Genomic DNA, 20,710 nt, shown 5'->3' on the forward strand with positions numbered 1-20,710 from the left:
TCCTGAACGGTGTCCGACGGTCTGTTCGACGTCCCCGGTGAGCCGAGCGCACCCGCGGGCGGACCTGTCGGCGCATCGGCCCCGCTGGCGGTCAAGATGCGGCCGGCCACGCTCGATGAGGTGGTCGGCCAGGATCACCTGCTCAAGCCGAACTCCCCGTTGCGCCGCCTCGTCGAGGGCTCCGGCGCGGCGTCGGTCATCCTCTACGGGCCGCCGGGCACCGGAAAGACCACGCTGGCGTCGCTGATTTCGCAGGCCACCGGGCGTCGCTTCGAGGCGCTGTCGGCGCTGTCGGCGGGCGTCAAGGAGGTCCGCGCGGTCATCGATATCGCCCGGCGCGCCGCCGTACACGGTGAACAGACGGTGTTGTTCATCGACGAGGTGCACCGGTTCTCCAAGACCCAGCAGGACGCGTTGCTCTCGGCCGTCGAGAACCGGATCGTGCTGCTGGTCGCGGCCACTACCGAGAACCCGTCGTTCTCCGTGGTCGCACCACTGCTGTCGCGGTCGCTGATCCTGCAATTGCAACCGCTCGACGCCGACGCCGTGCGGGCGGTGGTGCGCCGCGCCATCGACGACCCTCGCGGCCTGGGTGGCCAGGTGGATGTGACCGAGGACGCCGTCGACCTGCTGGTGCAACTCTCCAGCGGTGATGCCCGGCGCGCGCTGACCGCGCTGGAGGTGGCGGCCGAATCGGGCGAGCAGGTGACGGTTGCGACCATCGAGCAGTCGCTGGACAAGGCCGCCGTGCGCTACGACCGCGACGGCGACCAGCACTACGACGTGGTCAGTGCGTTCATCAAGTCGGTGCGTGGCTCCGACGTCGACGCCGCCCTGCATTACCTCGCGCGGATGCTGGTGGCGGGGGAGGACCCCCGGTTCGTGGCCCGCCGGCTGATGATCCTGGCCAGTGAGGACATCGGCATGGCCGATCCGACTGCGCTGCAGACGGCGGTCGCTGCGGCGCAGACAGTACAGCTGATCGGCATGCCGGAGGCGCAGCTCACGCTTGCCCACGCCACCGTGCACCTGGCTACCGCGCCGAAGTCGAACGCGGTCACGACTGCGCTGGGCGCCGCGATGAGCGACATTCGCGAGGGTAAGGCCGGGCTGGTTCCCGCTCATCTGCGCGACGGACATTACTCAGGCGCGGCCAAACTGGGCAACGCCATCGGCTACAAGTACAGCCATGACGACCCGGATGGTGTTGTGCCGCAACAGTATCCGCCTGACGAGTTGGTCGGCGTCGACTACTACCGGCCGACCAACCATGGCGCAGAACGGGAGATTGCGACCCGGCTGGACAAGTTGCGGGCCATCATCCGCAAGAAGCGCTGAGCGCTTCGAATCTGACTCTTGACAGCCCCGGTAAACCCTTCTACGTTGATATTCAACTAAATCATTGATCAAGCATAAGGTTGATAATTGGGGAGTGATGGCGACGCAGACGGCTCGCTGGACCGTGCCTTCATGGCGTTGGCCGACCCGGTTCGGCGCGCGATCGTTGCACGGCTGTCCCGCGGACCGGCCACGGTCAACGAGCTGGCCGAGCCGTTCGACATCACGAAACAGGCAGTGTCCAAACACATTCAGGTGCTCGAGCAAGCGGGGCTGGTCACCAGGACCCGCGACGCGCAGCGCAGACCCGTGCATCTCGATGCGGCCGCACTCGAGCGGCTGACCGCATGGATCGACCGCTACCGGCTCGACGCCGAACGCAGCTACCGCCAGCTGGATGCCCTGCTGGCGGCGATGACCGACCCACACCAGAAAGGAACCGACAAATGACGAACGCGCTCAACCTCAACGCCCCGGTCGACACGCTGGCCATGGAATTCACCCGCGAGTTCGACGCTCCGGTCGAGGCGCTGTTCCGCGCCCATGCCGAGCCCGAATTGGTCAGGCAGTGGCTCGGTCCGCGCGATCTCGAGATGACGATCGAGCACTGGGAGTTCAAGACCGGTGGCGGCTACCGCTACGTGCACAAGGCCGATCGCGGCGAGTTCGCTTTCAACGGGGTGTTCCACAAGGTCCGGGACAACGAATTCATCATCCAGACTTTTGAATTCGAGGGCGCCCCGGACATGGTGAACATCGAATACATGTGGTTCGAAGACCTCGGCGGCGGTCGCAGCCGGCTGCGCGGACGGTCGATCTGCCCGACCGTCGAGGCGCGCGACGGGCTGCTGTCGTCGGGCATGGAGGGCGGCATGACAGAGGGCTACGAAAAGCTCGACGAATTGCTCAAGACGCTCTGATGGACTCGACACTCGAGGTCGTGGTGGTTCCGGTCGCCGATGTCGACCGGGCCATCGAGTTCTACCGCGACAAGCTGGGCTTCCGACTCGACCACGACACGCGGGCCGGTGACCAGCGCTTCGCCCAGCTGACGCCGCCGGGGTCCGGGTGTTCGATCGTGCTCAGCGAGCCACCGCCGATGACGCCGGGATCACTTCGGGGCCTGCAACTCGTAGTGGCCGATGCGTACAGCGCACGTGGCGAACTCGTCGAACGTGGAGTTGCCGCCGGTGACATCGAAGTGATCGACGAACGCGACGGCGGAACGCTTTTCGGGTTCAACGACCCCGACGGTAACGCCTGGGTGGTGCAGCAGATCAAGGAGCGGGCGGACAAGCCACTGCTGCCGCGGACATGAACGATCCCGGCCGGTCGGGGGCCAGGCCGGGATCGTCGGGGGATGGGGGCTAGCGCATTAGACCGGAACGCCTGCCACCCATCAGGCCGGTACGCCGACGGCCCATCAATGCCGACACGAGCGCGACGCCGATGGCTGCGACGACCACCTGGCACAAAAGCTCGAGCCAGTCGATGCCTGCGGTTGCGGTCGGAATGCCGAGCGCGCGGGCGATTGCCGTGCCGATGAAGGCGGACACGATGCCGACGACGATCGTCACGAGCCATCCGATCGGCTGCCTCCCGGGGACCATGAGCCGCCCCAGGGCGCCGACGACGATGCCGATCAAAATTGCGGTGATTACACCGGTGATAGTCATTGTTCCTCCAAGCTGTGTGGGCTGGAGGTGACATACCCCTGCGTCGGCGTCAATAAACGCGTGCGTCAAACGGCACGCGAGAGTCAAGCCATCTCAGGCACCCGCAGGTGGGCGATGGCGAGTTCGAACTCGCCCACGTCGATCACGTCAGCGCCCATCTCCCTGGACCGGGTGTCCCGCAGCTCCCGTGCCTGCTCACGGTTGCGCTCCATCGCGTCGCGGCTGTCGAACGTCGCCGTCGACACTGCTCGCCCGCTGGTGTGGCTGACCAGCATGCTGGCGCTGCAGAACCCCTCGAGGTCCTCCAGCGACGGCAGGACGTCGCTCTTGTAGAAGTCCAGTGCCTTGTTCGCCTGATCCGGCGGCACCTTGATCCACGTGACGCGTGCGCAGGCACCGTCGGTCGACTGGTGGTCGCGGTGCAGTACCCCGATTTCCCACTCTTCGATCTTTTCGACCTCACCGCCGAACCTCTCGACCGCTTGGCTGCGGAGCTGCTTCGCCTTATCGGCCGAATCGCGCATCGCGTCGTCCGACTCGTACGCAGCGGTGATGATGCAGCGGCCGGACTCGCGGTTGACCAATAGCGAGATGCCGACATACCCGTCGATGTTCTCGAGTTCGGGCATCACCTGATCGCGCATATAGGCAACGCCGTCGTCGATCGATGCGGTTTGCGCCTGAATTGTGGTTGTGCGTGCGTGCACGATCCACCCCCGGTTGGTGTTAGGGCGGCGCCCCGGCGACGCCACCGGACCAAACCTCAGCTTGCGCCCGCCAAGCAGGGGATTCAATGGATGTTTCGCTTTGCAAACGGGCGTATTTCGGTTCGCAACTTGATGATCCGTACCCTGGGGAACGTGGCCCCAGACAAGTCCCACGTGCTCGATATCGACACATCGCGCCAGCGGATCGTCGACCTGACCGACGCGGTGCGCTCGTTCTGCGGCGGGCACGGCGACGGGTTGTGCAATGTCTTCGTGCCGCACGCCACCGCTGGCGTGGCGATCATCGAAACCGGCGCGGGTTCCGACGACGACCTGGTGGACACGCTCGAGCGCCTGCTGCCGAGGGACGACCGCTACCGCCACGCGCACGGGTCGCCCGGCCACGGCGCCGACCATGTGCTGCCCGCCATCGTCGCACCGTCGATCACCGTGCCGGTCGAGGACGGCGAACCGCTGCTCGGCACGTGGCAAAGTGTCGTGCTGGTCGATCTGAACAGGGACAATCGCGAACGCCAGGTGCGGCTGACCTTCGTCGGCGGGTAGATCCGGCACTCCGCGCCGCGCCGGTTCGTTGAGTTGTCAGCGCGACAATCGCGACCGGTACTGTAGTGCGGTCGAATAGTCGCAGGTTGCGACGAGAACTTGGAAAAGATGAGGCAGTAGGAACGTGCAGACACACGAGATCAGGAAGCGCTTCCTCGATCACTTCGTGAAGGCAGGCCACACCGAGGTGCCGAGCGCCTCGGTGATCCTCGACGACCCGAACCTGCTGTTCGTCAACGCGGGCATGGTCCAGTTCGTGCCGTACTTCCTCGGCCAGCGCACGCCGCCGTACGACACGGCGACCAGCATCCAGAAGTGCATCAGGACGCCGGACATCGACGAGGTCGGCATCACCACCCGGCACAACACCTTCTTCCAGATGGCGGGCAACTTCTCGTTCGGCGACTATTTCAAGCGCCGCGCCATCGAGTTGGCCTGGACACTGCTGACCAACCCCATCGACCAGGGCGGCTACGGATTGGATCCCGAAAGGCTCTGGGCCACAGTCTATTTGGATGACGACGAGGCTGTCGGCCTCTGGCAGGAGGTGGCGGGACTGCCTGCCGAGCGCATCCAGCGCCGCGGCATGGCCGACAACTATTGGTCGATGGGCATCCCCGGTCCCTGTGGCCCGTCGTCGGAGATCTACTACGACCGCGGCCCCGAGTTCGGGATCGAGGGCGGGCCCGTCGCCAACGAGGACCGCTACATCGAGATCTGGAACCTCGTGTTCATGCAGAACGAGCGCGGCGAGGGCACCAGCAAGGAGGACTTCGAGATCCTCGGCCCGCTGCCGCGCAAGAACATCGACACCGGCATGGGCGTCGAGCGAGTGGCATTCCTGCTGCAGGGCGTGCACAACGTCTACGAGACCGACCTGCTGCGCCCGGTCATCGACACTGTCGCAGCGCGGGCGCCTCGCGCCTACGACGTCGGCAACCACGACGACGACGTCCGCTACCGGATCATCGCCGACCACAGTCGCACCGCGGCGATCCTGATCGGCGACGGGGTGAGTCCCGGCAACGACGGCCGCGGCTACGTGCTGCGCCGCCTGCTGCGCCGCGTGATCCGCTCGGCGAAACTGCTCGGCATCGACGACCCGATCGTCGGCGACCTGATGGCCACGGTGCGCGACGCGATGGGTCCGTCGTACCCCGAACTCGTCACCGACTTCGACCGGATTCACCGCATCGCGGTGGCCGAGGAGACCGCGTTCAACCGCACGCTGGCCTCTGGATCGCGGTTGTTCGAGGACGCCGCCGGCGCAACCAAGGCTTCGGGCGCCACCGTGCTGTCAGGCACCGACGCCTTCACGCTGCACGACACCTACGGATTCCCGTTGGAGCTCACGCTCGAGATGGCCGCCGAGTCGGGTCTCAGTGTCGACGAAGAGGGCTTCCGCACTTTGATGGCCGAGCAGCGACAGCGCGCCAAGGCCGACGCGGCGGCCCGCAAGCAGGCGCACGCCGACCTGTCCGAGTACCGTGATCTGGTCGACGCGGGTCCGACCGAGTTCACCGGCTTCGACGAATTGACCTCCGAGGCAAAGATTCTCGGCATCTTCGTCGATGGCAAGCGGGTTCCCGTCGTCAGCCACGAGGGCAACCCGGACCGCGTCGAGTTGATCCTCGACCGCACGCCCTTCTACGCGGAGTCCGGCGGTCAGATCGCCGACGAGGGCAGCGTCACCGGCTCGGGCGCGTCGAGCTCGGCCAGGGCCGCCGTCACCGATGTACAGAAGATCGCGAAAACCCTGTGGGCGCACCGCGTCAACGTCGAATCCGGTGAATTCGTCGAGGGCGACACCGTCGTAGCCGCCGTCGACCCGCGTTGGCGGCATGGTGCGACGCAGGGCCACTCGGGTACCCACATGGTGCATGCGGCGCTGCGACAAGTGCTGGGTCCCAATGCTGTTCAGGCAGGTTCGCTGAACCGGCCCGGCTATCTGCGGTTCGACTTCAACTGGCAGGGCGCGTTGACCGAGGATCAGCGCACTCAGATCGAAGAAGTGACGAACGAAGCCGTTGAGGCCGACTACGAGGTGCACAGCTTCACCACTGAGTTGGACAAGGCCAAGGCAATGGGCGCCATGGCGTTGTTCGGTGAGAACTATCCCGAGGAGGTTCGCGTCGTCGAGATCGGCGGACCGTTCTCGCTGGAGCTCTGCGGTGGTACGCACGTGAATAATTCGGCGCAGATCGGTCCGGTGACGATTCTCGGGGAGTCGTCGGTCGGATCGGGTGTGCGTCGGGTCGAGGCCTATGTCGGTCTGGACTCCTTCCGCCATCTCGCCAAGGAGCGCGCGCTGATGGCGGGCCTGGCATCGACGCTGAAGGTTCCCTCGGAGGAGGTTCCTGCGCGGGTCGCCAACCTGGTCGAGCGCCTGCGGGCAGCCGACAAGGAACTCGACAAGATGCGGCTGGCGAGTGCGCGCGCCGCCGCAGCGAATGCTGCCGCAGGAGCTGAGCAAATCGGTAAGGTGCGTGTCGTGGCGCAGCGGATGGCCGGCGGAATGTCGGCGGCGGATCTGCGCACGCTCGTCGGCGACGTCAAGGGCAAGCTCGGCAGCGATCCGGCCGTCGTCGCGTTGATCGCCGAAGGTGAGAACGACAGTGTGCCCTTCGTGGTGGCGGTCAACCCCGCAGCGCAGGATCTTGGCCTGAAGGCCAACGAATTGGTCAAGCAGTTTGGTGCGGCGGTCAACGGTCGTGGGGGCGGGAAGGCCGATCTGGCACAGGGTTCCGGTAAGGGGGCAGCGGGCATTGACGCGGCATTGGCCGCGCTGCGCGCGGAAATAGGCCGGGGGTAAGCCCGTGGTCGACACTGATGATCGTCTCCCGGATCGGCCAGGGGGCGACGATCCAGGCCGTGGCCGACGGCTCGGTGTCGACGTGGGTACGGTGCGTATCGGGGTCGCGGCCAGCGATCCGGACGGGATTCTGGCCACACCCGTGGAGACGGTGGAGCGGGACCGGCGCAACAAAGCCGGCAAACATCTGCGTCGGCTCGCGCAGCTGGCCGAGGAGCTGGAGGCAGTGGAGGTGGTGGTCGGGTTGCCGCGGACCCTTGCCGACCGCTCCGGGCCGTCTGCCAAAGACGCGATCGAATTGGCCGACCAGTTGGCTCGGCGCATCTCGCCAACGCCGGTACGGTTGTCCGACGAACGGCTCACGACAGTGGTCGCGCAGCGCTCACTGCGCGACGCGGGCGTCCGCGCCAGGGGCCAGCGCGCGATGATCGATCAGGCTGCGGCGGTAGGTATTTTGCAGAATTGGCTGGACCAGCGGCGCGCTGCGCTGCGCACGCGAGGAGCAGAGATCACCGGTGCCGCGCACGGAGAGGTCGGGGATGACTGACAACCCATGGGGCGGCCGCGAACGCGCAGAGCCTGTGTCGGTCGGACCGCCGCGGCGCCGAGTGAGTCGGTCGGACCGGATCAGGGAAGCGCGCGGCCGCCGCAAACGGCGGTTCACCAGCGGCTTCGCGTTGGCTCTCTTGATCGTGGTCCTGGTCGGGGCGGTCTTCCTGGGTTCGAAGATGTGGCACTCGCTGTTCGGCGGGGACAACGACTACACCGGCGACGGTGTCGACGACGTCGTCATCCAGATCCATGACGGCGACTCGACGACCGCGATCGGCCAAACGCTCGCGGACCGCAAGGTCGTGGCCAACGTCAAGACGTTCGTCGCAGCAGCCGAGGGCAACACTGCGATCTCGGCCATACAGCCCGGTTTCTACAAGGTGCGCACAGAGATCCCAGCGTCCAACGCTGTTGCACGACTTGCCGATCCGCAGAACCGCGTCGGCAAGCTGGTGATCCCCGAAGGCCGCCAGCTCGACGATGTGCAAGACGTCAAGACCAACGCCGTCACCGAGGGCATCTTCAGCCTGATCTCGCGGGCGACATGTGTGAACCTCAACGGTGACCGGCACTGCGTTGCGGTGGACGACCTGAAGAAGGCCGCGGGAAGCGCTGAGCCGTCGGCGCTTTCGGTCCCAGACTGGGCTGCCAACCCGGTCGCCGCGCTTGGCAACGACCACCGCCGGCTAGAAGGGCTGATCGCTCCTGGCACGTGGAACATCGATCCTTCGGCGTCCGCGCAGGACATCCTGTCGACGTTGATCGGCGCCAGCGCCACGCAATACGCCCAGGGCGGGCTGCTGGACACGGCGAAGGCGATGAACATGTCGCCGTATCAGATCCTCACCGTCGGTTCGTTGGTGCAGCGCGAATCCAAACCCGATGACTTCGCCAAGGTTGCACGGGTCATTTACAACCGGCTGCACGAGAACCGGACGCTGGAGTTCGACTCGACGGTGAACTATCCGCTGGACCGGATCGAGGTCGCCACCACTGACGCCGACCGTGCGCAGCACACGTCGTGGAATACCTATGTGCGGCCTGGCCTTCCGGCAACACCGATCTGCTCGCCAGGGCAACCCGCGCTTGCGGCGGCCGAACAGCCTGCGCCGGGGGACTGGCTGTACTTCGTCACGATCGACATGCAGGGCACGACACTGTTCACCCGCGACTACGAGCAGCATCTGGCGAACATCGAACTGGCCAAGCGCAACGGTGTCCTCGACTCCGCCAGATAGTGCGCGCAAAGCCGCGGTGCTCGGGTCGCCGATCGGGCATTCGCGCTCACCGCAGTTGCATCTAGCCGCCTATCGCGCGCTGGGGCTGGACGGCTGGACGTATGACCGCATCGAGTGCACCGCCGATCAACTGCCCGGCCTGGTAGGAAGTTTCGGCCCGGAGTGGGTGGGTGTCTCGGTGACGATGCCCGGCAAGTTCGCGGCGCTGCGGTTCGCAGACGAGCGCACCGAACGCGCCGAACTCGTCGGCTCGGCCAACACATTGGTGCGAACCGGGGTCGGCTGGCGGGCCGACAACACCGACATCGACGGCGTGAAGGGAGCGTTGGGGCCAGTCGCTGGCCGAGCCGCAGTATTGGGCTCGGGCGGCACCGCGCCTGCCGTCGTCGTCGCGCTCGCAGAGCTTGGCGCACACGATATTTCGGTCGTCGCCCGCAGCCGAGACAAGGCGGGGCCGCTGCTCGCCCTTGGCCCCAGAGTCGGGGTCGACATCCGTTGGATCGAACTCGGGACGACATTGGCGGACGTCGACGTCGTAGTCAGCACCATCCCCGCGGACGTCGCCGCCGGATACGCCGCCACCGTTGTGGCGACACCGTTGTTGCTCGACGCTATCTACAACCCTTGGCCTACCCCGTTGGCGGCGGCCGTCGAGGCGGCAGGAGGACGCGTCATCAGCGGACTGCAGATGCTGCTGCATCAGGCCTTCGCTCAAGTCGAGCAATTCACCGGCATGCCTGCGCCTGTCGAGGCGATGAGGGCGGCGCTGGCCGAACAGTAGGGTCGAACGGGTGAATGCTCGCATCGGCGTCGTGTTTCGCCCTGACTTTCATCCCGACACGCTACGAGAAACGGCAGCGGCCGCCGATCGCGCAGGCGTCGCCGAACTGTGGCTGTGGGAGGACTGTTTCCTACAAGGCGGCATTGCTGCGGCGGCGGTCGCGCTGGCGTCGTCAAAAACGCTCACGGTCGGCCTCGGCGTGCTGCCTGCGCCGCTGCGCAACGTCGTGACCACTGCGATGGAGATCGCCACCCTCGAGGCGATGTTCTCGGGACGGATACGGGTCGGCATTGGGCACGGAGTCCAGGACTGGATGCGGCAGGCCGGCGCCGCCGTGGCGTCGCCACTAACGCTGATGCGCGAGTACGTCACAGCATTGAGCGATCTGCTGTCGGCACGATCGGTCACCGTCGAGGGCCGATACGTGCGACTTGCTGATGTGCGGTTGGATTGGCCTCCGCAACAACCGGTTCCGGTGCTGATCGGCGGAACGGGACCGAAGACACTGACGTTGGCAGGTGAGATCGCTGACGGAGTGATTCTCGACTCGCGATACACCGCGACCACGTTGCGGGATGCGCTTGGTCACGTGACGTCTGGTCGCGCCGGCCGTTGTGACACGGCATTCAGCACGGTGTTGTTCCTGGCATGTGGGGCGGCTCAGGTGGCGGAGTCGGTGGGGCCATTTCTGGCTGCGGGCGTTGACACCCTCGTTTTACAGCCGGCCGGGCCGCAGATCGATATGCCTGAATTGATTGCGGCCGCAGGCGAGGTCGCAGCGGCTATGCGGTGATCAGCCGGGTGTCGTTGTGTCCCAGTCGGTCTCGGGCCGAGCGGACCGCGCCGATGCTGGCCACCGTCACCAATACGATCGCCACATACCCGGGCACCGCCAGGTGCTGGCCGAGGATCAACCAGCCCGCGACCGCGGCCACCACCGGCGACAGACATGTCAGGATCGCGAACGTCTCAGGCGGCAGCCTGCGCAGCGACACCAACTCCAGCGAGTAGGGGATCACCGACGACATCACCCCGACAGCTATCCCCAACCCCAGCACGTGCCATCGCAGGGCGGCGTCCGGGTCGACCGCGACCATGGCAAACGGCGCCGTGACGACCGCACCGATCACCGTCGCGACCGCCAAGCCGTCGAGCCTGGGAAAGTCGGCGCCGGCCCGCGCGGTGGCCAGGATGTAGGCCGCCCAGCTCACCCCGGCGCCCGCGGCGAAGCCGAGTCCTACCGGGTCGAGATGACCGACCCGGACCCCCGTCAGGCTCAGTAGCGCGACTCCGAGCAGGGCGAGCATGGCCCACACCCACGCCGATGCGCGACGGCTCACGATCACGGAAAGCGCAAGCGGGCCAAGGGCTTCAACGGTGACTGCCACACCAAGGGGGACCCGGGTCAGTGAGATGTAGAAGCACGCATTCATGACCACCAACGCGGCGGCGAGCGCGGCGGCCGACACCCATGCCCGGCCCGAAATCCCACGCAGTCGGGGGCGGACCGCCACGCAGAGGACCACGCCGGCGACGACGAGGCGGGCGAACACCGCCCCGATCGGGCCCAGTGCTGCGAACAAGCCGACAGCGAACGCTGCGCCGACCTCCTGGCTGATCGCGGCCACCACCACCAATAACGCTGGACCAACTGGTGACCGTCGATGCACGCAACCGACGTTAGCCTCGATGGATGGGGGCGGGGATGACCGGTGCCTGCGTGCTGGTTTGGCTGGGCGCGCTGTCCGTGTACGACGTCAGGGTGCGGCGGCTACCGAACTGGTTGACGATGCCGGGCGCCGCGGCGATCCTCGCGACGGCGGCGGTCCATGGACGCGGTGGCCCGGCGGTCGTCGGTGCGGTCGCGTTGTTCGTCGGTTATGCCGTCGTGCACCTGATGTCACCGACGGCGATGGGCGCCGGTGACGTGAAACTCGCCATCGGCATCGGCGCGCTGACGGCCACCTTCGGCAGCGACGTCTGGCTGCTTGCCGCGATTGGCGCGCCGCTGCTTACTGCCGGCGTGGCCGTCGTGATGCTGATCCGTCGTTCGGAACACACTGTGCCGCATGGCCCTTCGATGTGCGTGGCAGCGGCGATGGCCATGGCGTTGGCGTTGCTTTAAGCCGATGAGGACGGCTGTGCCGACTCGTCGGTAGAAACATCCCGCGATGATAGGCCCCCGCGCGCTCGAAGGCCCCGACTCTCTGCCATTTTCGATCCGGCATTGCACTTGCATACTGCAGGTAGGTTAGTACATACTGCGAGTATGCAAACTACCGTTCACGATTTACAAGCGATCTCACAGCGGTATTTCGCCGCCTGGGCGGCGCATGATCCCGATGCGATCGTCGCGCTGCACACCGACGACACCCAGTTCTGGACACATTTGGGCGCAGGCCCGGTGCGGGGCCGTGATGCCGTGCGTGCGGCCTTCGTCGAAATCTTTGCGCAGTTCCCGGATTTCTCGTGGGAGACCTATCGCGTGCTCTACGGCGAGGATCACTGGATCCTGGACTGGGCGTTGATCTCCGGCGATGTCCGCTTCGACTGCCTCGACGTCGTCAACGTCGGCCCCGACGGGTTGGTGACCCGCAAGGACACCTTCATCGACGCAGCACAATTGCAGCAGGCGATGGGGGCTGCGCGATGAGCACCGCAACGCCCGTCGACCAATTGCCCCTCGTCACCGCCCTGCCCGTCGAGCACCTTTTCGATATGCACGTCAATCTGCAACCGGGGCAACCGATCCCGACGCCGGTCGGTATGCGCTTCACGTTCATCACGACCGGCGGCGTTATCGAAGGACCGCGACTGCGCGGCGAATTGCTTCCCGGTGGGGGAGACTGGCTGCTCGTCGGCGCCGATGGCACGGGCCGCGTCGACGTCCGAGCCACGCTGCGCACGCATGACGGTGTCCTCATTCACTACGAGTCGCGCGGCGTCATCAAGCTTCCCGCCGACGGCGTACAGCGACTGGCCGCCGGGCAGGTTCTGCCGTTCGAGGAGACGTACATCCGCACGACGCCGAAGTTCGAAACCTCCGACGAACGCTATGCCTGGCTGTCCGAGGTGGTCGCCGTCGGCTACAACATCTTGTCGCCCAACCACATCGACTACCGGATCTATCGGGTGCTCTGAGTGGACCACATTCGGCTTGCGCGCCAGTCGAATCGCGTAGTGCGACGCTGGCCCGCCACGCAACGTGCGGTGGGTCGGCTGCATGCGCGGCTCTACCGGATCAGCGGCGGGCGCTTCGGATCGCATTGGTTCGCACGGGCGCCGGTGATGGTGCTCGAAACCGTCGGCAGACGAAGTGGACAGCGGCGGGCGACACCGGTGCTGTACCTGCGCGACGGCGACGCGCTCGTCGTTCTCGCAGCCAACGCGGGAGCAGACCGGACTCCCGCGTGGTGGCTCAATCTGCGCGAGGCGGAAGTGGGCGAGGTGGTGGTGGGCCGACGCAGAATGCGCGTGCGGCCCCGGCTCTTGGCGGGCGTCGAACGCGACCGGTTGTGGCGGGCTTTCGTGGAGATGTACCCGCAGGCCGAGCATTACGCGCAGTTCACTGATCGCGTTCTGCCGCTGATCGCGTTGGAGCCGGATGCCAGGTGAGCACCGGCTATGGTCAGGCCGTGGCGACGAAGGTGGCGAGACGGACACAGGCCGAGCGGACCGAGGCGACCACCGCGGCTCTCGTCGACGCCGCGCGCGATCTGTTCGCCCGCGACGGCTACGACGCGACGTCCCTGGATGCGGTGGCGGCACGCGCGAACATGACGAAGGGCGCGGTGTATCACCACTTCGACGGCAAGCGACAGCTGTTCGAGGCCGTCTTCACCCGCGAGGTGGAGCAGTTGGCCACGCCGCTCGTCGAGGCCTACGCCCGCAAGAAAGATCCGTGGGAGGCGTTCAAAGCCGGATGCCGAGCCTTCCTCGACGAATGTCTTGACGCGGACCTGCAGCGAATCGTGCTGCTCGACGCCTTGGCCGCCATCGGGTGGGAGCAGGTGCGCCGGCTGGAAGGCCCGCTGCTGGACATGATGCAGCTCGGGATTTCACAGGCCGCCGAAGCCGGCCGGATCGCGCCGCGACCGCCAGGGCCACTCGCGCATTTTCTCTACGGAGCGTTGTGCGAAACCGCGATGATCGTCGCCCGCGCCGACGACCAGAAGGCCGCCCACCGCCAAGCCGTCACCGAGATCAACCGCATCCTGGACGGCCTCGCCATCGACTGATTCGGGTCCCGGGGGCGCGACGTGCGAAAATGGGACGCGTGTTGCGATGGACGACAGCTGGTGAATCCCACGGCCGCGCGCTGGTGGCCATGGTCGAAGGCATGGTTGCCGGCGTTCACGTCACCTCCGACGACATCGCGGGCCAACTGGCCCGCCGCCGCCTCGGTTACGGCCGAGGTGCCCGGATGAAATTCGAGCAGGACCAGGTCACCATGCTCGCCGGCGTGCGGCACGGGGTCACGCTCGGCGGCCCGATCGCGATCGAGATCGGCAATACGGAGTGGCCCAAGTGGGAAACCGTGATGGCGCCGGACCCTGTCGACCCAGCTGAGCTCGATGTCGCGCGTAACGCGCCGCTGACCCGGCCCCGGCCGGGCCACGCCGACTACGCAGGCATGTTGAAGTACGGCTTCGACGACGCGCGCCCGGTGCTCGAGCGGGCAAGTGCCCGCGAGACCGCCGCCCGCGTCGCCGCCGGAACCGTCGCCAGAGCGTTCCTCAAAGAAGCACTCGGCGTCGAGGTGGTGTCGCACGTCATCTCCATCGGCGCTTCCAAGCCCTACGAGGGCCCGCCGCCGGTCGCCGCTGACCTGGCCGCCATCGATGCCAGCCCGGTTCGGGCGTTCGACGAAGAAGCCGAAAAGTTGATGATCGCCGAGATCGAGGCCGCCAAGAAGGACGGCGACACGCTCGGCGGTGTGGTCGAGGTCGTCGCGCACGGTCTGCCGGTCGGGCTCGGCTCATTCACCAGCGGCGACAACCGGCTCGACAGCCAACTGGCCGGTGCCGTGATGGGCATCCAGGCGATCAAGGGCGTCGAGATCGGCGATGGCTTCGAGACCGCGCGCAGGCGCGGCAGCGTCGCCCACGACGAGATGTACCCGGGCCCCGATGGCGTGATGCGTTCGACCAACCGCGCAGGCGGCCTCGAGGGCGGCATGACCAACGGCCAACCGGTGCGGGTACGTGCGGCGATGAAGCCGATCTCAACGGTGCCGCGGGCGCTGGCCACTGTCGACATGGTGAGCGGCGAAGAAGCCGTTGCGATTCACCAACGCTCCGACGTGTGCGCGGTGCCCGCCGCGGGCGTCGTCGTCGAGACCATGGTCGCTCTGGTGTTGGCGCGTGCGGCACTGGAGAAATTCGGCGGCGACTCGCTGAACGAGACGCGGGCCAACATCGACACCTACCTACGTTCGGTCGCCGACCGCGAGCCGGCGACCGAAGCCGCGGAAGCGTCTGGCTGATGGCGCCAAAGGCTGTGTTGATCGGGCTGCCTGGATCGGGCAAGTCGACGATCGGGCGGCGGCTGGCCAAGTCCCTGGGCACCTCGATGCTGGACACCGACGCCGCGATCGAAGAGACCACCGGCCGCACCATCGCCGATATCTTTGCCACCGACGGCGAGCAGGAGTTCAGGCGCATCGAAGAGGACGTCATCCGTGGCGCGCTGGTATCGCATGACGGCGTGCTGTCGCTGGGCGGCGGTGCCATCACCACGCCGGGGGTGCGCGACGCGCTCGCCGGACACACCGTGATCTACCTGGAGATCAGCGCCGCGGAGGGTGTGCGCCGCACCGGTGGCAGCACAGTGCGGCCGCTGCTGGCAGGTCCCGATCGCAACGAGAAGTTCAAAGCGCTGATGGCAGAACGGGTTCCGCTGTACCGGCGGGTCGCCACGATGCGTGTCAACACCAACCGTCGCAACCCCGGCGCCGTGGTGCGACACATCGTCGACCGCCTGGAGAACCCGCAGGCCGCCCGGCGTCGCCGTCGTCGACCGTCGTGGCGCCGCGGTCCGTCCTCGCTGACGCCGAAGCCAAGCGCCCAGGACAGCGAGGCTCCACCGACACCCGCGGCCGTCGCCGCCCGACATTCGAAAGGCCACCGTGACTGAGCCGGTGACCGTCGACGTTCTCGTCGACCCGCCATACCCCGTCATCATCGGCACCGGACTGCTCGGTGAACTGGGGCGCGTCCTGGAGGGCAGGCACAAGGTCGCGATCCTGCACCAGCCGGTGTTGGCGCAGACCGCGGAGGCGATCCGAAACCACCTGTCCGACAAGGGGGTCGATGCACATCGCATCGAGATCCCGGACGCCGAAGGCGGCAAAGAGTTGCCGGTGCTCGGTTTCATCTGGGAAGTCCTGGGCCGCATCGGTATCGGCCGCAAGGACGCGATCGTCAGCCTCGGCGGAGGAGCGGCCACCGACGTCGCCGGATTCGCCGCAGCGACGTGGCTGCGCGGTGTTGACATCGTCCACGTGCCGACCACGCTGCTGGCCATGGTCGACGCCGCGGTCGGCGGCAAGACGGGAATCAACACCGACGCGGGTAAGAACCTGGTCGGCGCGTTCCACCAGCCGGCCGCCGTGCTCGTCGATCTCGCGACGCTGGAGACGTTGCCGCGCAACGAGATCGTCGCGGGCATGGCCGAGATCGTGAAGGCAGGTTTCATCGCCGATCCGGTGATTCTCGACCTCATCGAGGCCGACCCGCAGGCCGCCCTCGATCCGTCCGGGACGGTTCTGCCGGAGCTCATCCGGCGGGCCGTCGCCGTCAAGGCCGAGGTGGTCGCGGCTGACGAGAAAGAATCGCAGCTGCGCGAGATCCTGAACTACGGCCACACCCTCGCGCACGCGATAGAACGCCGGGAGCGCTACCAATGGCGGCACGGCGCAGCGGTCTCGGTGGGCCTGGTGTTCGCCGCCGAATTGGGCCGGCTGGCAGGACGTCTCGACGACGACACCGCCGCGCGGCACCGGTCGATCCTCACCTCACTCGGACTGCCCGTCAGCTATGACGCCGACGCGCTACCGCAGCTGCTCGAATACATGGCCGGGGACAAGAAGACGCGTGCAGGCGTGCTTCGGTTCGTGGTGCTCGACGGGTTGGGCAAGCCGGGGCGTCTCGAGGGCCCGGATCCGTCGCTGCTGGCGGCAGCCTATTCAGAGATCGCGGAGGTGGGGCAGTGAAGTTCTCAACCGTGCTGGTGCTCAACGGCCCCAATCTCGGTCGGCTCGGGCGTCGCGAGCCGGAGGTGTACGGCAGCACCACTCACGATGAACTGGTCGCGCTGATCGAACGCGAGGCCGAGCAGCTGGGCCTGAAAGCCGTTGTGCGACAGAGCGACAGCGAAGCCGAGCTGTTGAATTGGGTGCATGCCGCCGCCGACGCTGGCGACCCGGTGGTGCTGAACGCGGGCGGGCTCACCCACACATCGGTGGCGCTGCGCGATGCGTGCGCGGAATTGCAGGCGCCGCTGATCGAGGTGCACATCTCGAATGTGCATACCCGCGAGGAGTTTCGGCACCACTCGTACCTCAGCGCCGTGGCAACCGGCGTGATCGTCGGACTCGGAGTGCAGGGCTACGTGCTGGCGCTGCGCTACCTCGCGAGCCTCGACTAGGGGCTACTCCTCGCGGCGCGCCTGGGTGGGCGCGGTTTCGGCGCCGCCGTCGTGGCGCACCGCTGCGAACACGTCAGTGTCGGCGCGGTCTTGTTCTTGCTCGGCGGCGGCCTCGGCCAGACCGTGATGCTTGCGCGGCTGCTTTTCGAGGTTGCGGTCGACCATCCAGCGACCGAGCGCAACGCCCGCGATCGCGAACAGGAACACCAACAGCGCCGTGAACGCCGCGAACGTGGTGACCTCGTTGAGCAGCGCCTCGACGTAAAGGCTCTTGTAGAACAGCGAGATGAACCAGGCCACCGCACCGCTCACCACACCTGCGAACAGGCCGGCCAGCAGCCACGTCATCGCCAGGTCGCCGCGACGGTCGGGGTCTGGGTTGGCCTTCGCGTCGGCTTGACCGTCGAGAAGGCCCCAGATGAAGACCGCGATCGCGAAAAGCACGACCAGCACGATGCTGATCAATCCCGCCTTGGTCTCCCACGCGTTGATCAACGCCCCCTGCAGCAATCGGACGATCACCATCAGGGCCGCGAACACCAGTCCGCGCAGTAACCACTTACTCATGGGGCCACACCTTAGCGAGTAGGTTCTTCAACTGTGACTATTTCACAGCGTCGGGACCGTCTGCGCCAGCGACTGGCCGACGCCGAACTGGACGCGATGCTGGTTTCCGACCTGGTCAACGTGCGTTATCTGTCCGGTTTCACCGGTTCGAACGCTGCCCTGCTCGTCCGGGTCGACAGCGAAACGCCGATCCTGGCCACCGACGGGCGCTATCGCACCCAGGCGGCGCAGCAGGCCCCCGACGCCGAGATCGTGATCGAGCGGGCGTGCGGCCCGCATCTGGCCACGCGTGCCGCCACTGACGGGGCTCGGCGGGTGGGCTTTGAGAGCCACGTGGTGACCGTCGACGGATTCGCCGCGCTGCGCAAGGCCGCAGGGGATCAGGTGGAGCTGGTTCGGGCAGCGGGCACCGTGGAGGCGCTGCGCGAGGTCAAGGACGCCGGCGAGATCGCACTGCTCAGGCTGGCGTGCGAGGCGGCCGACGCGGCGCTGACGGATCTCGTTGAGCGTGGCGGTCTACGCGCAGGGCGCACAGAAAAAGAGGTAGCCCGCGAACTCGAGGCGCTGATGCTCGATCACGGGGCCGACGGCGTGTCGTTCGAAACCATCGTGGCGGCCGGCGCGAATTCGGCCATCCCACACCACCGGCCGACCGAGGCGGTGTTGGCCGCTGGCGACTTCGTCAAGATCGACTTCGGCGCGCTGGTGTGCGGCTATCACTCCGACATGACCCGCACGTTTGTGCTGGCCCCGGTCGCGCAGTGGCAGCTCGACATCTATGAACTGGTTGCCACGGCGCAGCGGGCGGGCCGAGAAGCCTTGGCGCCTGGCGTCACTCTCAAGGATGTCGACGGGGCGTCGCGGCAGGTCATTGCCGACGCAGGCTATGCCGACAACTTCAGCCACGGGCTCGGCCACGGCGTCGGGCTGCAGATCCACGAAGCGCCGGGAATCAGCGCGTCGGCCGCCGGTACACTGCTTGCTGGCTCTGCGGTCACCGTGGAGCCAGGTGTCTATCTACCCGACCACGGTGGCGTCCGCATCGAGGACACGCTGGTCGTCTGCGATAACACCCTGGAGCCGGACGGCCGGCGACATGAGACCACAGACTTACTCACCCGGTTCCCGAAAGAACTGGCGATCCTTTAAGAGGAGAACAACCGAAAGTGGCAACGACCGCTGACTTCAAGAACGGGCTCGTCCTGCAGATCGACGGCCAGCTGTGGCAGATCACCGAGTTCCAGCACGTCAAGCCGGGCAAGGGGCCGGCGTTCGTGCGTACCAAACTGAAGAACGTTTTGTCCGGCAAGGTCGTCGACAAGACCTACAACGCGGGCGTCAAGGTCGAGACCGCGACGGTCGACCGGCGCGACCACACCTACCTGTACCGCGACGGCTCCGACTTCGTGTTCATGGACTCGCAGGACTACGAGCAGCACCACCTGCCCGAGTCGCTGGTCGGCGAGGCCGCCAAGTATCTGCTCGAGAGCATGCCGGTGCAGATCGCGTTCCATGATGGCGCGCCGCTGTATCTGGAACTGCCCGTGACCGTCGAACTTGAGGTCACGCACACCGAGCCGGGGCTGCAGGGCGATCGGTCGAGCGCAGGCACCAAGCCGGCCACCGTCGAAACCGGTGCCGAAATCCAGGTGCCGCTGTTCATCAACACCGGCGACAAGCTGAAGATCGACTCCCGCGACGGCAGCTACCTTGGTCGGGTGAATGCCTGACCGCAAGGGGGATCGAGGCAGGCATCAAGCCCGCAAACGCGCCGTCGACCTGCTGTTCGAGGCCGAGGCGCGAGGACTCACCCCCGCCGAGGTAGCAGAAGCGCGAAACTCCTTGGCGGAAAAGGAATCCGACGTATCGCCCCTGAACGCGTACACGGTGACGGTGGCGCGCGGCTACACCGAAAACGCCGCGCACGTCGACGATCTCATCTCGGCGCATCTGCAGGGCTGGACGTTGGAGAGGTTGCCTGCCGTCGACAGAGCGATTTTGCGGGTGGCGGTGTGGGAGCTGCTGCACGCCGACGACGTGCCCGAGCCGGTCGCCGTGGATGAGGCCGTCGAGCTGGCCAAGCAGTTGTCCACCGACGACTCACCGGGTTTCGTCAACGGTGTACTGGGTCAAGTGATGCTGGTGACACCGCAGATTCGGGCGGCGTCGGCAGCGATGCGGGGGACTAGCGAGGGCAGCTGATGGGCGTACCGCAGGATTGGGCTCCGTATTCCAGTGTGGAAGAGGCTGCCCGGGTGTACCTGCGTGATCCCGAGCTGGCGCTGGACCAAATCCGTTCGGTGATAGACCTTTCCGCGATCAAGTCGTTCATCATGTCGCGTGGGTCAACCGACGAGGCATGGGGCGAGGCGTTGTGGCAAGAAGTGATCCTCACCGACGGTCAGCGACTGATCATGTGGCGCGCCGACGACGAGTTGTCGACGGTGGACGACCGTGAACGCCGCGTCCTGAACGCCTCGGTACGGACCATCCTGCTGTCGACGATCACCGACCACGTGCTGACCGCGGAGTACGAGGTGCTCGGCGACGACACCCGGCGGTTGTCCGAGGTGCGGCTGCGGATGTACACCCAACTCGTCACACGATCGCGGCAGAAGTCGGCCACCGAAAGCGACATCTACTGCGAATCGTTCAGGTATTACAAGTCGGTCGACAATGGCGGGCTGGCCCAGATGCAACGGCTTCTGCAGTTCGGCCGCGTCCTGTCGCGCTGCATGCAGTAATAACTGCGCCGAGCGTGCGTGTCTGCACATCGACACGCCGACTATCGCGTACATTTCGCGCACGCTCGCGACCGCCGATTGTGC

Annotated in this window: 27 protein-coding genes; 23 read left to right on the forward strand and 4 right to left on the reverse strand. The window is 66.5% G+C overall.

Going from position 1 to position 20,710, the window contains the following annotated elements; genetic code table 11:
- Nucleotides 1-9: 9 nt before the first annotated feature.
- From J3E61_RS23320 to J3E61_RS23335, 4 genes are all read left to right on the forward strand, one after another.
- The gene (locus J3E61_RS23320; protein WP_192720731.1) at nt 10-1,338 is read left to right on the forward strand and encodes an AAA family ATPase; all 1,329 of its coding nucleotides are present in this window, start codon (nt 10-12) and stop codon (nt 1,336-1,338) included.
- Nucleotides 1,339-1,470: 132 nt separating this feature from the next.
- The gene (locus J3E61_RS23325; protein WP_192722359.1) at nt 1,471-1,788 is read left to right on the forward strand and encodes a metalloregulator ArsR/SmtB family transcription factor; all 318 of its coding nucleotides are present in this window, start codon (nt 1,471-1,473) and stop codon (nt 1,786-1,788) included.
- A complete protein-coding gene (locus tag J3E61_RS23330; protein WP_192720730.1) occupies nt 1,785-2,258 on the forward strand; it encodes an SRPBCC domain-containing protein in 474 nt (157 codons plus the stop codon). Before J3E61_RS23325 ends, J3E61_RS23330 begins: the two co-directional genes overlap by 4 nt.
- Nucleotides 2,258-2,656 carry a VOC family protein gene (locus J3E61_RS23335; RefSeq protein WP_210085153.1) on the forward strand — a complete coding sequence of 133 codons (399 nt, stop codon included), beginning with the start codon at nt 2,258-2,260 and terminating at the stop codon, nt 2,654-2,656. The genes J3E61_RS23330 and J3E61_RS23335 overlap by 1 nt, the downstream gene beginning before the upstream one ends.
- Before the next feature lie 49 nt (nt 2,657-2,705).
- Here the strand turns inward: J3E61_RS23335 and J3E61_RS23340 are convergent, their stop codons facing one another.
- Both J3E61_RS23340 and J3E61_RS23345 read right to left on the reverse strand, forming a co-directional pair.
- Nucleotides 2,706-3,014: a GlsB/YeaQ/YmgE family stress response membrane protein gene (locus tag J3E61_RS23340; RefSeq protein ID WP_192720728.1), complete on the reverse strand. Its 309-nt coding sequence runs from the start codon at nt 3,012-3,014 to the stop codon at nt 2,706-2,708.
- 83 nt (nt 3,015-3,097) lie between these two features.
- Nucleotides 3,098-3,721 carry a hypothetical protein gene (locus tag J3E61_RS23345; protein ID WP_210085154.1) on the reverse strand — a complete coding sequence of 208 codons (624 nt, stop codon included), beginning with the start codon at nt 3,719-3,721 and terminating at the stop codon, nt 3,098-3,100.
- A 174-nt stretch (nt 3,722-3,895) separates the two neighbouring features.
- On the opposite strand from J3E61_RS23345, the gene J3E61_RS23350 reads away from it, so the two are divergent.
- The 6 genes from J3E61_RS23350 (at nt 3,896) to J3E61_RS23375 (ending at nt 10,461) form a co-directional block, all read left to right on the forward strand.
- Entirely contained in the window at nt 3,896-4,285 is a 390-nt protein-coding gene (locus tag J3E61_RS23350; RefSeq protein ID WP_192722358.1) for a secondary thiamine-phosphate synthase enzyme YjbQ, read from the forward strand.
- Between the two features lie 124 nt (nt 4,286-4,409).
- The gene (alaS, locus tag J3E61_RS23355) at nt 4,410-7,097 is read left to right on the forward strand and encodes an alanine--tRNA ligase (protein ID WP_210085155.1); all 2,688 of its coding nucleotides are present in this window, start codon (nt 4,410-4,412) and stop codon (nt 7,095-7,097) included.
- Nucleotides 7,098-7,101: 4 nt separating this feature from the next.
- Nucleotides 7,102-7,644 carry a Holliday junction resolvase RuvX gene (gene ruvX / locus J3E61_RS23360; RefSeq protein ID WP_192720725.1) on the forward strand — a complete coding sequence of 181 codons (543 nt, stop codon included), beginning with the start codon at nt 7,102-7,104 and terminating at the stop codon, nt 7,642-7,644.
- Nucleotides 7,637-8,887: an endolytic transglycosylase MltG gene (gene mltG / locus J3E61_RS23365; protein ID WP_210085156.1), complete on the forward strand. Its 1,251-nt coding sequence runs from the start codon at nt 7,637-7,639 to the stop codon at nt 8,885-8,887. The genes ruvX and mltG overlap by 8 nt, the downstream gene beginning before the upstream one ends.
- On the forward strand, nt 8,865-9,668 hold the full coding sequence (locus J3E61_RS23370; protein ID WP_210085157.1) for a shikimate dehydrogenase: 804 nt from the start codon (nt 8,865-8,867) through the stop codon (nt 9,666-9,668). The genes mltG and J3E61_RS23370 overlap by 23 nt, the downstream gene beginning before the upstream one ends.
- Nucleotides 9,669-9,678: 10 nt before the next feature.
- Nucleotides 9,679-10,461, forward strand: coding sequence for an LLM class flavin-dependent oxidoreductase (locus J3E61_RS23375; protein WP_210085158.1), 783 nt, complete (start codon nt 9,679-9,681; stop codon nt 10,459-10,461).
- Here J3E61_RS23375 and J3E61_RS23380 read toward each other — a convergent pair.
- Nucleotides 10,451-11,302 (reverse strand): EamA family transporter, encoded by an 852-nt coding sequence (locus J3E61_RS23380; protein WP_210085670.1) that lies wholly within the window; start codon nt 11,300-11,302, stop codon nt 10,451-10,453. The genes J3E61_RS23375 and J3E61_RS23380 overlap by 11 nt on opposite strands.
- 59 nt (nt 11,303-11,361) lie before the next feature.
- Here J3E61_RS23380 and J3E61_RS23385 point away from each other — a divergent pair, with 59 nt between their 5' ends.
- The 9 genes from J3E61_RS23385 (at nt 11,362) to aroQ (ending at nt 17,315) form a co-directional block, all read left to right on the forward strand.
- Nucleotides 11,362-11,793: a prepilin peptidase gene (locus J3E61_RS23385; protein ID WP_192720721.1), complete on the forward strand. Its 432-nt coding sequence runs from the start codon at nt 11,362-11,364 to the stop codon at nt 11,791-11,793.
- Between the two features lie 144 nt (nt 11,794-11,937).
- A complete protein-coding gene (locus J3E61_RS23390; RefSeq protein WP_210085159.1) occupies nt 11,938-12,321 on the forward strand; it encodes a nuclear transport factor 2 family protein in 384 nt (127 codons plus the stop codon).
- Nucleotides 12,318-12,809 carry a DUF3237 family protein gene (locus J3E61_RS23395; RefSeq protein ID WP_192720719.1) on the forward strand — a complete coding sequence of 164 codons (492 nt, stop codon included), beginning with the start codon at nt 12,318-12,320 and terminating at the stop codon, nt 12,807-12,809. The genes J3E61_RS23390 and J3E61_RS23395 overlap by 4 nt, the downstream gene beginning before the upstream one ends.
- 39 nt (nt 12,810-12,848) lie before the next feature.
- Nucleotides 12,849-13,283: a nitroreductase family deazaflavin-dependent oxidoreductase gene (locus J3E61_RS23400; protein WP_210085160.1), complete on the forward strand. Its 435-nt coding sequence runs from the start codon at nt 12,849-12,851 to the stop codon at nt 13,281-13,283.
- Nucleotides 13,280-13,906 (forward strand): TetR/AcrR family transcriptional regulator, encoded by a 627-nt coding sequence (locus J3E61_RS23405; RefSeq protein ID WP_210085161.1) that lies wholly within the window; start codon nt 13,280-13,282, stop codon nt 13,904-13,906. Before J3E61_RS23400 ends, J3E61_RS23405 begins: the two co-directional genes overlap by 4 nt.
- Before the next feature lie 38 nt (nt 13,907-13,944).
- Nucleotides 13,945-15,153 carry a chorismate synthase gene (aroC, locus tag J3E61_RS23410; protein ID WP_192722356.1) on the forward strand — a complete coding sequence of 403 codons (1,209 nt, stop codon included), beginning with the start codon at nt 13,945-13,947 and terminating at the stop codon, nt 15,151-15,153.
- On the forward strand, nt 15,153-15,803 hold the full coding sequence (locus J3E61_RS23415; protein ID WP_210085162.1) for a shikimate kinase: 651 nt from the start codon (nt 15,153-15,155) through the stop codon (nt 15,801-15,803). Before aroC ends, J3E61_RS23415 begins: the two co-directional genes overlap by 1 nt.
- Nucleotides 15,796-16,881, forward strand: coding sequence for a 3-dehydroquinate synthase (aroB, locus tag J3E61_RS23420; protein ID WP_192720715.1), 1,086 nt, complete (start codon nt 15,796-15,798; stop codon nt 16,879-16,881). Before J3E61_RS23415 ends, aroB begins: the two co-directional genes overlap by 8 nt.
- Nucleotides 16,878-17,315: a type II 3-dehydroquinate dehydratase gene (gene aroQ / locus J3E61_RS23425; RefSeq protein ID WP_210085163.1), complete on the forward strand. Its 438-nt coding sequence runs from the start codon at nt 16,878-16,880 to the stop codon at nt 17,313-17,315. The genes aroB and aroQ overlap by 4 nt, the downstream gene beginning before the upstream one ends.
- A 3-nt stretch (nt 17,316-17,318) precedes the next feature.
- Here aroQ and J3E61_RS23430 read toward each other — a convergent pair whose 3' ends face one another.
- Entirely contained in the window at nt 17,319-17,882 is a 564-nt protein-coding gene (locus tag J3E61_RS23430; protein ID WP_192720713.1) for a B-4DMT family transporter, read from the reverse strand.
- Nucleotides 17,883-17,915: 33 nt separating this feature from the next.
- Here J3E61_RS23430 and J3E61_RS23435 point away from each other — a divergent pair, with 33 nt between their 5' ends.
- The 4 genes from J3E61_RS23435 to J3E61_RS23450 are packed head-to-tail and all read left to right on the forward strand — an operon-like array spanning nt 17,916 to nt 20,626.
- Nucleotides 17,916-19,031, forward strand: a complete 1,116-nt coding sequence (locus J3E61_RS23435) for an aminopeptidase P family protein (protein WP_210085164.1) — start codon at nt 17,916-17,918, stop codon at nt 19,029-19,031.
- Nucleotides 19,032-19,048: 17 nt separating this feature from the next.
- Nucleotides 19,049-19,612 carry an elongation factor P gene (gene efp, locus J3E61_RS23440; RefSeq protein WP_192720711.1) on the forward strand — a complete coding sequence of 188 codons (564 nt, stop codon included), beginning with the start codon at nt 19,049-19,051 and terminating at the stop codon, nt 19,610-19,612.
- The gene (nusB, locus tag J3E61_RS23445) at nt 19,605-20,084 is read left to right on the forward strand and encodes a transcription antitermination factor NusB (RefSeq protein WP_210085165.1); all 480 of its coding nucleotides are present in this window, start codon (nt 19,605-19,607) and stop codon (nt 20,082-20,084) included. The genes efp and nusB overlap by 8 nt, the downstream gene beginning before the upstream one ends.
- Entirely contained in the window at nt 20,084-20,626 is a 543-nt protein-coding gene (locus J3E61_RS23450) for a hypothetical protein (protein ID WP_192720709.1), read from the forward strand. Before nusB ends, J3E61_RS23450 begins: the two co-directional genes overlap by 1 nt.
- Nucleotides 20,627-20,710 lie beyond the last annotated feature (84 nt).

This window comes from Mycobacterium sp. OAE908, assembly GCF_017872775.1.
Classification (GTDB): domain Bacteria; phylum Actinomycetota; class Actinomycetes; order Mycobacteriales; family Mycobacteriaceae; genus Mycobacterium.